At 68.4% G+C, this 12,534-nt stretch carries 12 protein-coding genes; 11 read left to right on the forward strand and 1 reads right to left on the reverse strand.

The window, feature by feature from the left end:
• Positions 1 to 469: 469 nt before the first annotated feature.
• Positions 470 to 1,261: an NADPH-dependent oxidoreductase gene (locus tag JG540_RS01315; RefSeq protein ID WP_200276266.1), complete on the forward strand. Its 792-nt coding sequence runs from the start codon at positions 470 to 472 to the stop codon at positions 1,259 to 1,261.
• Between the two features lie 10 nt (positions 1,262 to 1,271).
• Complete coding sequence (locus tag JG540_RS01320; RefSeq protein ID WP_200276268.1) at positions 1,272 to 2,135, forward strand: serine hydrolase domain-containing protein; 864 nt, start codon at positions 1,272 to 1,274, stop codon at positions 2,133 to 2,135.
• Positions 2,136 to 2,566: 431 nt separating this feature from the next.
• On the opposite strand, the gene JG540_RS01325 is transcribed toward JG540_RS01320, so the two are convergent.
• On the reverse strand, positions 2,567 to 3,370 hold the full coding sequence (locus tag JG540_RS01325) for an exodeoxyribonuclease III (RefSeq protein WP_200276270.1): 804 nt from the start codon (positions 3,368 to 3,370) through the stop codon (positions 2,567 to 2,569).
• A gap of 361 nt (positions 3,371 to 3,731) precedes the next feature.
• Between JG540_RS01325 and JG540_RS01330 the strand changes: the two genes are divergently transcribed.
• The 9 genes from JG540_RS01330 to JG540_RS01370 all read left to right on the forward strand — a co-directional run bounded on the left by JG540_RS01330 (position 3,732) and on the right by JG540_RS01370 (position 12,532).
• Positions 3,732 to 5,102: an ABC transporter substrate-binding protein gene (locus JG540_RS01330; RefSeq protein ID WP_200276272.1), complete on the forward strand. Its 1,371-nt coding sequence runs from the start codon at positions 3,732 to 3,734 to the stop codon at positions 5,100 to 5,102.
• 139 nt (positions 5,103 to 5,241) lie between these two features.
• Positions 5,242 to 6,213 (forward strand): carbohydrate ABC transporter permease, encoded by a 972-nt coding sequence (locus JG540_RS01335; protein WP_200276274.1) that lies wholly within the window; start codon positions 5,242 to 5,244, stop codon positions 6,211 to 6,213.
• 10 nt (positions 6,214 to 6,223) lie between these two features.
• Positions 6,224 to 7,168 (forward strand): carbohydrate ABC transporter permease, encoded by a 945-nt coding sequence (locus JG540_RS01340; protein WP_200276276.1) that lies wholly within the window; start codon positions 6,224 to 6,226, stop codon positions 7,166 to 7,168.
• Positions 7,169 to 7,289: 121 nt separating this feature from the next.
• On the forward strand, positions 7,290 to 8,141 hold the full coding sequence (locus JG540_RS01345; RefSeq protein WP_200276278.1) for an SDR family NAD(P)-dependent oxidoreductase: 852 nt from the start codon (positions 7,290 to 7,292) through the stop codon (positions 8,139 to 8,141).
• 174 nt (positions 8,142 to 8,315) lie between these two features.
• The gene (gene tpx, locus JG540_RS01350; RefSeq protein WP_200276280.1) at positions 8,316 to 8,813 is read left to right on the forward strand and encodes a thiol peroxidase; all 498 of its coding nucleotides are present in this window, start codon (positions 8,316 to 8,318) and stop codon (positions 8,811 to 8,813) included.
• A 103-nt stretch (positions 8,814 to 8,916) separates the two neighbouring features.
• On the forward strand, positions 8,917 to 9,474 hold the full coding sequence (nrfH, locus tag JG540_RS01355; RefSeq protein WP_234042847.1) for a cytochrome c nitrite reductase small subunit: 558 nt from the start codon (positions 8,917 to 8,919) through the stop codon (positions 9,472 to 9,474).
• Positions 9,475 to 9,552: 78 nt separating this feature from the next.
• Positions 9,553 to 10,944 (forward strand): ammonia-forming cytochrome c nitrite reductase subunit c552, encoded by a 1,392-nt coding sequence (locus tag JG540_RS01360; protein ID WP_234042848.1) that lies wholly within the window; start codon positions 9,553 to 9,555, stop codon positions 10,942 to 10,944.
• 46 nt (positions 10,945 to 10,990) lie between these two features.
• A complete protein-coding gene (locus JG540_RS01365) occupies positions 10,991 to 11,833 on the forward strand; it encodes a tetratricopeptide repeat protein (protein WP_200276284.1) in 843 nt (280 codons plus the stop codon).
• Between the two features lie 3 nt (positions 11,834 to 11,836).
• Positions 11,837 to 12,532, forward strand: a complete 696-nt coding sequence (locus JG540_RS01370; protein ID WP_200276286.1) for a cytochrome c biogenesis CcdA family protein — start codon at positions 11,837 to 11,839, stop codon at positions 12,530 to 12,532.
• Positions 12,533 to 12,534: the final 2 nt, after the last annotated feature.

Consider the following 12,534-nt stretch of genomic DNA (forward strand, 5'->3'; position numbering starts at 1 on the left):
TGCTTGGTTCCGGTCGGGCCTGGCGCGGTAGGGCTGTGTTCCTGCCGCGCCAGGCCCGTTTCTGTGGGTGTCCTGGCTACCTGCCCGGGGGCGACGTCGTCGTGTGCCGTCGTTGGTGGGCTGGTCGCGTAAGCGCTTGCGTTTGCAGGGGTGACGACGTCGTGTGCCGTCGTTGGTGGCATGACCGTTGCAGCGGTGGGGTGCTGTGGTGGCTGCTGTTCTGGGGCTGGTTTCTGGCGTCTGCGTGGGGGTTGTTTTCTGTGGGACTTCGGGGGGTAACGGTCGGTGCGTACCGGTCTGGTGAGCCATATGTCCCGGTCTCGCGAGACCGGGACATCGGTACCGCGAGACCGGGACATATGCACCACGAGATCCGGGAGCACCGAACAGCCTGTGGACAACCGCCCCGCAAGCAGACGCGCACCCCGTCGTCGTCGTCGCCAGCCCCCGACCTGGCTATGGTCGGTACATGACCGCAACAGACCTGCGCACCCCGGAAAGCACCCCGGTGTCCAACGAGACGCTGCGCAGCATCATGTCCCACCGCACCATCCGCGCCTTCACCCCGGAGCCGCTGCCGCCGGAGCTGGTCACCACCCTCCTGGAGGCCGCCCGGCACGCCCCCACCTCCTCCTTCCAGCAGCAGTGCACCATCATCCGGGTGCTCGACCCCCAGGTCCGTGAGCAGCTGCACCAGGCCTCCGGGCAGCCCTACGTGGGCGGCCGCGCCGGAGAGCTGTTCGTGCTGGTCGCTGACCTGCACCGCAACGCCTGGCTGCGGGAGCGCGCAGGCGCGGACCTCGCCCCCCTGGAGACGACGAACCTCTTCCTCCAGGCCGTGGAGGACGTCCTGCTAGCCGCCCAGAACATGGTGGTGGCCGCCGAGTCCCTGGGGCTGGGCACCTGCTACCTGGGCTCCCTGCTGGGGGACCCCCGCCTGGTCATCTCCGCCCTGCAGCTGCCGGCGCGCACCTTCCCGGTAGTGGGACTGCTGGTCGGCCACCCGGCCCAGGACCCCCAGCTCAAGCCCCGCCTGCCCCTGAGTGTCACCACCGCGGTGGACAGGTACCCGCATCCCGCTGACCACGCCGACGCCTTCGCCGAGTACGACCAGCTCGTCCAGTGCTACTACGACCTGCGTGAGGCCAACCGGCGCGTGGACTCCTTCAGCCAGCAGATCGCCTCCGCCCTGGGCAGCGGGCGCGCCTCCCGGTCCCCGGTCCTGGAGGTGCTGCACGAGCAGCGCCTGTGCCTGCGGTAAGGGGCTGGGTATGAGCCAGAACAACGGGGCCACGCCGACGGCGGAGCGGGTGCCCACGCTCGCCCAGTTCACCTTCCCGGTGGCGCTGGTGGTCACCGAGGGTGGGCGTACCGTCCTGGAGGCCGGGCGCACCACCGAGGTCTTCCCCTTCGCCTCCGTGACCAAGCCGATCGTCGCCTGGGCCGCCCTGGTGGCGGTGGAGCGCGGGATGCTGCACCTGGACGACCCGGCCGCGCCGCCGTCGTCACCGTTGGCGGGGGCGACGGTCCGCCACCTGCTGGCGCACGCCTCCGGGGTGTCCCTGGACGGGCCGGCGGCTGACGGCAGTGAGGTCCTGCGGGCGGCGCCGGGGGAGCGGCGCATCTACTCCAACCGCGGTATCGAGCTGCTGGGGCAGCGCCTGGAGGAGGCGACGGCGACCCCCCTGGAGGCCTGGGTGGAGCAGACGGTGCTGGAGCCGCTGGGGATGGCGAGCGTCATGGTGCCCGGCTCTCCGGCGCACTCGGGGGCGGGTAACGCGCAGGACCTGTCGCGCTTCGCCCAGGAGCTGGCGGCGCCGACCCTGGTGGCAGCCGAGCTGGCGGCGGAGGCCTGCGCCCCGGTGTTCCCGGGGCTTAACGGCGTGGTTCCCGGCTACGGCCTGCACAAGCCCAACGACTTCGGGCTGGGGGTGGAGGTCCGGGGCGGCAAGCACCCCCACTGGACCGGCGGCGGCAACAGCCCCCAGACCTTCGGGCACTTTGGCCAGTCCGGGTCCTTCCTGTGGGTGGATCCGGTGGCGGGGCGGCAGGCGGTGTTCCTGGGGGCGGAGCCTTTCGGGGAGCAGCACCGTCGTCTGTGGCCCGCCCTGAACGACGAGGTGCTGGGCCTGTAGGGCGACGGCGGGGCGCGGCGCGGCGTTCGTGCGGACGGCGGCAGGCGGCGTTTGTGGTGCCGGTGTGCGTTAGTGCGGACGGCAGGCGTCTTTGTGGGGTAGGTGCAGCGTTCGTGCGGACGCTGCCAGCCCGGCGGGGGTGACGGCGGTGGGTCGCCTCAGCGCTGCGTTAGCGCAGACGGAGCTAGACGGCCTCAGTGCGGCGTTCGTGCGGACGGAGGTGGCGCGGCGTCGAGACATGTGGCGGGCAGCAGGTCCCGCCGTCGTCGAGAGCCCATCGGCCACCTCACCCCGACCGAGATATCCACAACTTAGGCTCCCCTTACCGGTCTCGTGAGCCATATGTCCCGGTCTCGTGAGCCATATGTCCCGGTCTCGCGGTACCGATGTCCCGGTCTCGCGGAGAACGGGAGGGAAGCGGGAGTGACTGGTCAGCGGAGGGTGACGATTACGGGGGCGTGGTCGGAGGCCCCCTTGCCCTTGCGCTCAAAACGGTCGATGGCCGCGCCGGAGACCCGCGCCGCCAGGGCGGCCGAGGCCTGCACGAAGTCGATCCGCATGCCCTCGTTCCTGGGGAAGCGCAGCTGCTGGTAGTCCCAGTAGGTGTAGCCGTCCACGAGCTCCCGGGTGACCTCACGCATGCCCACCTGCTCGAAGGCGGCGAAGGCGGCGCGCTCGGGGGCGGACACGTGCGTGGCCCCGGCAAAGGACCCCATGTCCCACACGTCCTCGTCCAGCGGGGCGACGTTCCAGTCGCCCACCAGCGCCAGCGCCAGCTCGGGCTCGGCGGCGAGCCACTGCCCGGTGGCCTGGCGCAGAGCCGCCAGCCACTCCAGCTTGTAGGCGTAGTGCGGGTGGCTGAGCTCGCGGCCGTTGGGCACGTAGAGGCTCCACAGCCGTACCTGCTGTCCCGCAGCGCCCACGGTGGCGCCCAGGGCGCGGGCCTCGACGACGGGGCTGGCGCTCTCGTCCTTGGCCCAGGCGGGCTGCCCGGGGAAGCCGGTGGCCACCTCCTCCAGGCCGACGCGCGAGGCGATAGCCACCCCGTTCCACTGGTCCAGGCCGTGCACCGCCAGCTCGTAGCCAGCGTCCTCCAGGGCCTGGTGCGGGAACTGCTCGGGCTTGCACTTGATCTCCTGCATGGCCAGGACGTCAATGTCCTCCCGTTCCAGGAATCCCAGCACACGGTCAATGCGGGTGCGGATCGAGTTCACGTTCCAGGTGGCTAGTCGCATGGTCGCAGCGTACCGAGGTCGAGGCCGCCTGGGCCGTGGGGGCGCCCACGGTCGTCCAGGCTGCTGGTGCACGGTGACGACGGCGCGCGGCGGCGGTCCCGGGGGCGGTTGCTGCGTGCGCTGCGGTGAGTGCGGGGGGGGCGACGGCGGTCCCGGTGTCGCTGGAGGTGCCCTGGCTGCCAAGCCGCCTGAGGTGCCGTGAGGCGGCTGCGGAGCGGGCCCGGTGCCTACGGCTTCTCGTCGTCTTGTTGACTTTCACCCACCCCGCTCATTATCGTGTGCATGGAGTCAATTGCTTTCCCCGGCAATCGATCAGGACCGAGCATCGGGGCTTGGTTTCCGACTCATCAGGAGAGGTTCAATGAAGACCACACTTTCTGTATCTCGTCGTCAGGTTCTCGCTGGCGGTGCCGCCACCGCCTCGCTCGCCACCCTGGCTGCCTGCGGCTCCGGCAAGACCACCCCTGCCGGTGAGGCCACCAGCGCCATGAGCGACGGCAAGGACTCCGTGGCCGAGGGTGACGTCGTGACCCTCAAGTACTGGCACCGCCTCCCTGACGGTGAGGGTATGACCAAGGTCGCGGACATCGTCGCCAAGTGGAACAAGGACAACCCCAAGATCCAGGTAGAGGCCACCAAGTTCGAGGGCAAGGCCGAGGAGTCCTACTCCAAGATCTCCCAGGCTGTGAAGGCCGGGGACGCCCCGGACCTGGCCCAGGTGAACCTCGGCCACGTCGCCTCCCAGTACATCGAGGGCAACCTGGAGGACGTCGCCAAGGAGATCAAGGAGGGCGGCTACGCCGACCACTTTGCCGCTGGCCTGGTCTCCCAGTGCACCCTGGGTGAGGTCGTGGTGGGTCTCCCGCAGGACTCCGGCCCGCTCGTCTACGTATACGACAAGGCCGCCTTCGACGCCATCGGCATCACCGTACCCACCACCTGGGACGAGCTGAAGGAAGCCGCCAAGAAGGCCAAGGAGCAGGGCAAGTACATCATGACCTGGCAGGGTGACGAGGCGGGCAACATGCTGCCCGGCCTGGCTGCCGCCGCCGGTGGCACCTGGTTCTCGGTGGAGAACGGTGACACCTGGAAGGTCAACATCGACTCCCCCGAGTCCGGCAAGGTGGCCACCGTGATCCAGGGCCTGATCGACGAGGGCCTGTGCCTGGTGCTCTCTGACGGGCGCTGGGGCAAGGAGTGGGGTACCAAGCTGACCGACGGCAGCCTCATCGGTACCGTCGCGGCAGGCTGGGAGCCCGCCTTCATGCTCGACGACCTCGGCAAGGAGGAGACCCAGTGGCAGGTCGCCAAGCTGCCCAAGTTCGGTGACAAGGACATGACCGGCCCCGACGGCGGCTCCGCCGTCTGCGTCATCAAGGGCTGCAAGCACAAGGCTGAGGCGGTCAAGTTCCTGGACTGGTTCAACACCCAGGTCGCGGACCTCACCACCCAGGGCCTGGTCGTGGCGGCCACCACCGGCAAGCCCGAGACCCCGGAGAAGATCAAGAAGCTCTGGGGCGGCCAGGACGTCTACGGCTTCCTCGCGGAGGCCAACGCCACCATGAACCCGGACTTCCCCTTCTCCCCGACCTGGGCCTCCACCTCCAAGGTCATGACGGAGACCGGCGGCAAGGTCACCACCGGGGAGGCCAAGGTCGCTGACGTCTTCAAGGCGGGCCAGACGGAGGCCGTGGAGTCGCTCAAGAAGCAGAACCTCAAGGTCGCTGAGTGACGGCCGGCTACCGGCTCACCCTCACTCAGTGAGCCCCTGAACCGTCCGGTGGGTGGTGCGGCCGCCGCGCCACCCACCGGACTTCTCTTCTCCCGTTGGGCGCGCCTGTGCCCTTAGCCCCCTGTGCAAGGACCATTCAATGAGCACCAAGACGGTTCAGCCAAGAGCGGCCAGTGCCCTCAAGGCCCAGCCTGGCCCTACCGCGGCCAACCTACGGGCTGTACGAGCCCGCCAGCGTCGTAACAACCTGTTCGGGTGGGTCTTTGCCGCGCCCTTCGCCCTGTTCTTCGCCGCAACCTTCGTGATCCCGATCGTGGTCTCGGTCTACCAGTCCTTCTTCCAGTCCAAGGTCGCGGGCGGGGGTCCCTACGGCGGCGGCGAGCGCGTCACCGTGTTCGTGGGCCTGGAGAACTACCAGCAGGTGGTCACCAGCTCTGACTTCTGGACGGGTATCGGCCGCGTGGTGCTGTACGCCGCCTTCCAGATCCCCGTGATGATTGGCACGGCCCTGGTCCTGGCCCTGGTCCTGGACTCCTACCTGGTCAAGCGGGTGACCGTGTTCCGCCTGGGCTACTTCCTGCCCTTCGCGATCCCGGGAGTGGTGGCCGCCATGGTCTGGCTGTACATCTACAGCCCCCAGCTCTCCCCCCTGTCCGGCCTGCTGGGGGTGGACTTCTTCTCCAGGAACGTGATCCTCGCGTCGATGGCGAATATGACCACCTGGACCTTCACGGGCTACAACATGCTGGTGTTCCTGGCGGCCCTGCAGGCCATCCCGCAGGAGCTCTACGAGGCCGCCCGCCTGGACGGCGCCACCGGGCTCCAGGTGGCCACCCGGATCAAGATCCCCATGGTCTCCGGGGCGGCCCTGCTGACGGTGCTGCTGTCCATCATCGGCACGATCCAGCTCTTCAACGAGCCGACGATCATGGCCTCGAGCCAGGCCTGGATGGGGTCCTCCTACACCCCCATGATGCTGGCCTACAGCACCATGATGACCTCGCCGGGCGACCAGCACCTGGCCTCCGCCGTCTCCATCGTCATGGCGGTGATCGCGGGCCTGCTCGCCGCGGTCTACGCCTTCGTCCAGCTCAGGCTCAACAGGAAGTGAGGGCTTGGTCATGAGCACGCAAGCTGTCCCCCTGGTGGACGCCGGCTCCGGCCGCAAGGTCGCCCGGCTGGCTGACGGCCGGGAGTACCACCCGTCCCAGACAGACCACGCCCAGGCCCTGGAGCCCTCCAGGCTCGCCAAGACCGTCACGCGAGTGGTGCTGCTGCTGGTGCTGCTCTACTTCCTGCTGCCGATCTACTGGGTGGTCATATCCGCCACCAAGTCCAACTCGGACCTGCTGACCTCCAACGGCATGTGGTTCTCCAGGAACGCGGTGGCTGAAAACTACCGTGCCCTGATGGAGTGGACCAACGGGCACTTCTGGCGGTGGGTGGCGAACTCGGTCCTCTACTCCACGGTGGCTGGGGTCGTGGGCACGCTCATCTCCGTGATGGCGGGCTACGGCATCAGCAAGTTCAGGTTCCGTGGGGCGCGGCTGCTGCAGGGCACGGTGCTGGTGGGGCTGCTGCTGCCGATCTCCCTGCTGACCATCCCGCTGTACATCGTGATGCACTCGCTGGGCCTGACCGACACCATCTGGTCCATCATCATCCCCTCCTGCGTGAGCCCCTTCGGGGTGTTCCTGGGCCGCATGTACGCGGAGGCCTCCGTGCCTGACGAGCTGTTGGAGGCCGCCCGGATCGACGGCGCCGGGGAGTTCCGCATCTTCTTCACCATGGTGCTGCGCCTGCTGGCCCCGGCGATGGTGACCATCTTCCTGTTCATCTTCGTGGCCACCTGGAACAACTTCCTGCTGCCGCTGATGATGGTGACCAACAACGTCTCGCTCAAGCCGGTGACGCTGGGCCTGTACGGGATGGTCTCCTACTTCAACCCCACCTACGGGGCGGTGCTGCAGGGGGCGCTCTTCGGGGTACTGCCGCTGGTGGTCATGTTCCTGGTGCTCCAGCGCTTCTGGCAGGCCGGTCTGGCCGCGGGCGCGGTCAAGGGCTGAGGCTGCACGCAGCCTCCAGGGACGCCGTCGGTGCTGCGCACGTGCCGACGGCGTCCGCGTACCTGGGGCTGGTCAGCGCCGCCGTCGGCGGCTTTGATGCAGGTGCCGTTAGACTCTGCGCGTGGGAACTGCGTTGATAACCGGGGCGAGCTCCGGCATCGGTAAGGAGCTGGCCTGGCAGCTGGCCGCGGCGGGGCACGACCTGGTGCTGGTGGCCCGGGACGAGCAGCGTCTGCAGCTGCTGGCCGAGGAGCTCACCCAGGTGGCGGGCGTGGGCGTGCAGGTGCTGCCCGCGGACCTGGCCACCGCCGCGGGGCTGGAGCTGGTGGCCGAGCGCCTGCGCACCGGTGCGCCCCTGCGGGGCCGGGAGCGCCTGACCTCGGGGGGTGCCCCCTGCGAGGTGGCGCCCCACACGGCGGCGGACGTGGCGGGACGTTGCGTGGACCTGCTGGTGAACAACGCCGGCTTCGCGGTGGGGCAGCCTTTCGTGGGCGGACGCCTGGAGCAGGAGCTGGCGGCCCTGGAGGTCATGGTGCGGGCGGTCCTGGTACTGACCCACGCGGCCGTGCCCGGCATGGTGAGCCGCGGGTACGGGGCGGTCCTGAACGTCTCCTCCATGGTGGCCCTGACCGCCATGGGCACCTACGCCGCCCACAAGTCCTGGGTGCGTACCTTTACCGAGGGCCTGGCCTCCGAGCTGCGCGGCACCGGGGTGACTGCCACCTGCGTGCACCCGGGCCTGACCCGCACCGAGTTCCACCAGCGGGCTGGCAAGCCGGAGGACGCCTGGCCGGACCTGGCCTGGCTGGACGTGGAGCAGGTGGCCACGGCGGCGCTCGCGGCGGTGCGCCGCGGCCAGGTGCTGTGCACCCCCAGCCTGCGCTACCGCACGGCCAACGCGGTGCTGCGGGTGGCCCCGCGCTGGCTGGTGCGCCGTGTGGCAGGGCACAGCGACGAGCGTATGCAGTACTGAGCGGGGTCTCGCACGCCGGGTGGTACGGCGAGGCTCCCTGCGACCCGGGCGCGGCCCGGGAGTGAAGGCGCGGGCGCCGGGTAGTGCGGGTGCCAGCGGCCGAGTCTGGGAGCCGCCGCTCCCAGGCACGGGGCGCCTCTGGTGCTGGCCGGGGGCAGGCAGCATTATTGACCTATGACTGAGATCCTCTTCCGCGGTACCCCTGTACACACTGTTGGCGAGCTCCCGGCTGTTGGTAGCCAGGCTCCGGCCTTTGAGCTGGTCGGGGCGGACCTGTCGCCCGTGACCAGCCAGTCGTTGGCGGGCCGCCGGGTGGTGCTGAATATCTTCCCCTCTGTCGACACGGGCGTGTGCGCTACCTCCGTGCGCAAGTTCAACGAGCGGGCGGCCTCGCTTACGGACGCCACGGTGCTGTGCGTCTCCATGGACCTTCCCTTCGCTGCGGCCCGCTTCTGCGGCGCGGAGGGTCTGGAGAACGTGGTCACCGCCTCCGCCTTCCGCTCCACCTTCGGTACCGACTACGGCGTCAAGATGGTTGACGGGCCGGTGGCGGGCCTGCTGTCCCGCTCCGTGGTGGTGCTCGACGGCGACGGCGTGGTCCTGTACCGCGAGCAGGTGGCTGAGACCGCCAACGAGCCCGACTACGACGCCGCCCTGGCCGCCCTGGGCTGAGCCTGGACCGGACCTGGAGCCACTCGGCTGCCCTCTGCCTGATCAGGTGGAGGGCAGCCGCATTCTCCGCCCCCCAGAGGCTGGCTGTGCTAATCTTGATGTGATGACGCAGTGTCGCGTCGTCATGCAGGCAGAGGCGGCTGGCTGTAAGGGGGTGGGGGTGATGCGTCGTTACGTCTGTTCGGTCTGGCGCTGCTTCACCGGGACCTTTACGGGCTGGGCCGGTGTCCTGCTGGCTGGTCTGCTGGGCGCGGTCCTGGGGGTCGGAGGCTTCACCGCCTACTACGCGGGTATCACCAGCTACTTCCATGACGACCCCAAGGCCTGCGTCAGCTGCCACGCTATGAATGAGCAGTACGAGGGCTGGCTCAAAGGTCCTCACCACGATGTCGCCACCTGCAACTCCTGCCACGCGCCGCACGACAACCTTGCGCACAAGTACCTGAACAAGGCTGACAACGGCTTCTGGCACTCCTTGAAGTTCACCTTCGGCAACTATCCAGAAAACGTCCAGATCCGGGACGGGAACCGTGAGATCACGGAGGCGGCCTGCCTCCACTGCCACGGCGACCTGGTCGATCAGGCCTCCAGCAGCTCAGCACACAAGGGAGAGACGGTGTCGTGCATCCGCTGCCACGACGGCGTCGGCCACAAGAGATGATGCAAGATGAGTACCAGCACAGACGCAGACAAGACCCCCAGTACCTGGACAGGACCACGTAGAGGTTGGGTCCCGGTCATGGTGCTGCTGCTAGTGGCCGTGGCCGCTGCCACCCTCACGTGGCTGCTCACCACCATCTTCCAGCACAAGGTGGAGGCCAAGGCGCCCTTCACCCAGGTGGTGGAGCTCAGTGACCGCAGCTATGACCCCGCCGAGTGGGGAAAGAACTTCCCCAAGCACTACGAGGCCTTCAAACGCACCGCCGAGGACACTGACGGAGACTTCGTCAAGGTCTCCCCCACGGCGGAGGACCCGCGTGAGTACCACACCCTATCGCGCATCGACATGGAGCCCCGTGCCCAGAAGATGTGGCGCGGCTACGCCTTCGCCGTCGACTACACCGAGCCCAGAGGCCACGAGTGGGCCTTTGAGGACCAGAAGCACACCAAGCGCACCAAGGAGCCCTTCAAGCAGCCAGGCACCTGCCTGAACTGCCACGCCTCCATGCCTGAGGTCTACGACAAGCTTGGCAACGGGGACCGGCAGGCGGGCTTCGAGGCCATGAACAGGCTCAGCTACCAGGAGGCGGCCACGCACGCTACCGGCTCCATCGCCTGCATCGACTGCCACGACCCGAAGACCATGGAGCTGACCATCACCCGCCCAGCCTTCAAGGAGGGCATCAAGAAGGTCAAGGCCCTGGAAGGCATCAGCGACTACGACGTCAACCGCGACGCCACCAACCAGGAGATGCGCACCTACGTGTGCGCCCAGTGCCACGTCGAGTACTACTTCACCAAGGACGGCAACACCCTGACGTTCCCCTGGAAGTACGGGCTGACCGCCAACGACGCCATGAGGCACTACGACGAGATCGGCTGGGTCGACTTCAGGCACAAGGAGTCCGGGGCTGATCTGCTAAAGGCCCAGCACCCCGACTTTGAGACCTACGCACAAGGCATACACGCTGCGAACGGGGTCACCTGCGCGGACTGCCACATGCCCTACCAGCGGGACGGGGCTGCCAAGGTGTCCAACCACCAGATCATGAGCCCGATGGTCTCCGACGCCAGCATCAACGCCTCCTGCATGACCTGCCACCACTCCACCGCGGACGAGATGCGCACCCGGGTAAGCAGCATCCAGACCGGCTGGCAGAACTCGCTCAACGTCAGCTTCACCGCCCTGGAGGCCCTGATCGACGAGACCACGACCGCCTCCCAGGACGGCTCCGCCAACGAGGACCAGCTCAGGTCCGCCCGCGACTACCAGCGCAAGGCCCAGTTCGTCATCGACTACTCCTTCTCCGAGAACGGTCGCGGCTTCCACGCTCCGGCCTACTCGATCTCGCTGCTCAACCAGGCCACCGACTGGGCCCGTTCAGGCCAGCTGGCGCTGCGGGGCGTGGAGACGCAGCACGGCAACGGGCCGGTGGTGCAGGAGCAGCACATGCCTGCCAAGAACGCCTGAGTACGCCTATAACTGCCCAGCAGGATGAACAGGTAGAGGTAAGGCCATGAAGCCGCCAAGGAGACCGTCGTTCAGGGAGGAGCTGGAGGACTACCTGGCCAGCGCTCCCGAGGGGCTGCGCGACTGGGCCGACGAACAGCTGGCGGCGCTCAAGGACCAGGGTGCGGACGTGGCGGAGGTGCTGGGTGAGGACGCGGAGGAGGAGCCTTCCACCAGCACGAGACGCACTGCTGCGACCCGGAGCAGTCCGCAGCACCGGGCCGGGGTCTCCAAGGTGAACCTGGTGCTGGTGGCCCTGCTGGCCGCGGCCGTGGTCGTGATCGTCCAGCAGGCTGGTGCAGGCGGTTCTCCCAGCTCCGGGGTGCTGCCAGCCGGGCACCCGGATATCGCCTCGACCGCCATGCCTACCGACCTGCAGGGCCTGGACGAGTCCGTGCCGGTCGATCCCGAGCGGGAGCAGGAGCTCAAGGCGGCGATAGCCGCCGACCCGGCCGACCATGCCTCGCGCCAGGAGCTCGGCGTCATGTACATCAAGGCGGCGCTCTACCAGCAGGCCAGCACTGTCCTGCAGGAGGTCCTGGACGCAGAGCCAGACAACCTTGACGCCCTCCTGGCCATAGGACTGGCAGAGTTCCAGCAGAACCACTTTGACCGCGCGGAGCAGAGCTGGGACCGGGCCGCAGAGGTCAGGCCGGAGGCGGCTGAGCCTTGGTACAACCTGGGCTTCCTGCACATGGCCAAGACCCCGCCTGACCCGCAGCGGGCGCAGGAGTGCTGGAGCAAGGTGCTGCAGCTCGCTCCTGGGTCAGACATGGCCGCCAACGTCCGCGAGCACCAGCAGCGCATAGGGCGTGCCCAGCCGACGGCGGGCCCCGGGAACGGGGGCTGAGCCGTGCGGATCACCTTTCCTGTGGCGCTGCTAGCGGGCGTGCTGTCCTTTGCCTCACCCTGCTTCCTGCCGGTGGTACCAGTCTTTGTGGGGCAGCTGGTCGGCACTGGAGAGGGGCGGCTGAACCAGCGGGACGCCCTGGTGAACGCCACCAGCTTCGTGGCCGGGTTCTCCGCCGTGTTCATGGCGGTATGGGCCAGCCTGGGGCTGGTAGGACGCTCCCTGGGCCCCTATGTCCTCCACGCCCGGGTCCTAGGCGGAGCAGTGCTGGTGCTTATGGGCCTGCACGTGGCCGGGATACTGAGCGTCAGCCTGTTTGACCGGGTGGTGCGTGGCAGGGGACCGAGGCTGAGCGGCCATGCCTCACCCTGGCAGGCGCTGCTGCTGGGAACCGTGTTCGCCGCAGGCTGGACTCCCTGTGTAGGGCCGGTGCTGGGCGGCGTCCTGGCGCTGGCCACAACGAGCAGTACGGTCTGGTCCGGGGTGGTTCTTATGGGCGCCTACTGCCTAGGCCTGGGGCTGCCCCTGATCGCGGTCGCCAGTGGCGCCGTGGAGGTCACGCGGCACTTCTCCTGGTTCCGGCGGCATCACGTGGCCGTCTCCTTGGTCAGTGGCGGCCTGCTGGTGCTGGTCGGGTTCCTGATGATCGCCAACCTGCTGCAGGGCCTGACCGGCATGGTCCCGAGACTAGGCGTGTGAGG

Source organism: Actinomyces weissii (assembly GCF_016598775.1).
GTDB classification, from domain to species: Bacteria; Actinomycetota; Actinomycetes; order Actinomycetales; family Actinomycetaceae; genus Actinomyces; species Actinomyces weissii.

Excerpts from the sequence above, each read along its gene's own strand:
- JG540_RS01330 (WP_200276272.1), top strand. The coding sequence starts at position 3,732 with ATGAAGACCACACTTTCTGTATCTCGTCGTCAGGTTCTCGCTGGCGGT.
- nrfH (WP_234042847.1), top strand. The coding sequence starts at position 8,917 with ATGACGCAGTGTCGCGTCGTCATGCAGGCAGAGGCGGCTGGCTGTAAG.
- JG540_RS01365 (WP_200276284.1), top strand. The coding sequence starts at position 10,991 with ATGAAGCCGCCAAGGAGACCGTCGTTCAGGGAGGAGCTGGAGGACTAC.
- JG540_RS01325 (WP_200276270.1), bottom strand. The coding sequence starts at position 3,370 with ATGCGACTAGCCACCTGGAACGTGAACTCGATCCGCACCCGCATTGAC.
- JG540_RS01360 (WP_234042848.1), top strand. The coding sequence starts at position 9,553 with ATGGTGCTGCTGCTAGTGGCCGTGGCCGCTGCCACCCTCACGTGGCTG.
- JG540_RS01335 (WP_200276274.1), top strand. The coding sequence starts at position 5,242 with ATGAGCACCAAGACGGTTCAGCCAAGAGCGGCCAGTGCCCTCAAGGCC.
- JG540_RS01320 (WP_200276268.1), top strand. The coding sequence starts at position 1,272 with ATGAGCCAGAACAACGGGGCCACGCCGACGGCGGAGCGGGTGCCCACG.
- JG540_RS01340 (WP_200276276.1), top strand. The coding sequence starts at position 6,224 with ATGAGCACGCAAGCTGTCCCCCTGGTGGACGCCGGCTCCGGCCGCAAG.
- tpx (WP_200276280.1), top strand. The coding sequence starts at position 8,316 with ATGACTGAGATCCTCTTCCGCGGTACCCCTGTACACACTGTTGGCGAG.
- JG540_RS01315 (WP_200276266.1), top strand. The coding sequence starts at position 470 with ATGACCGCAACAGACCTGCGCACCCCGGAAAGCACCCCGGTGTCCAAC.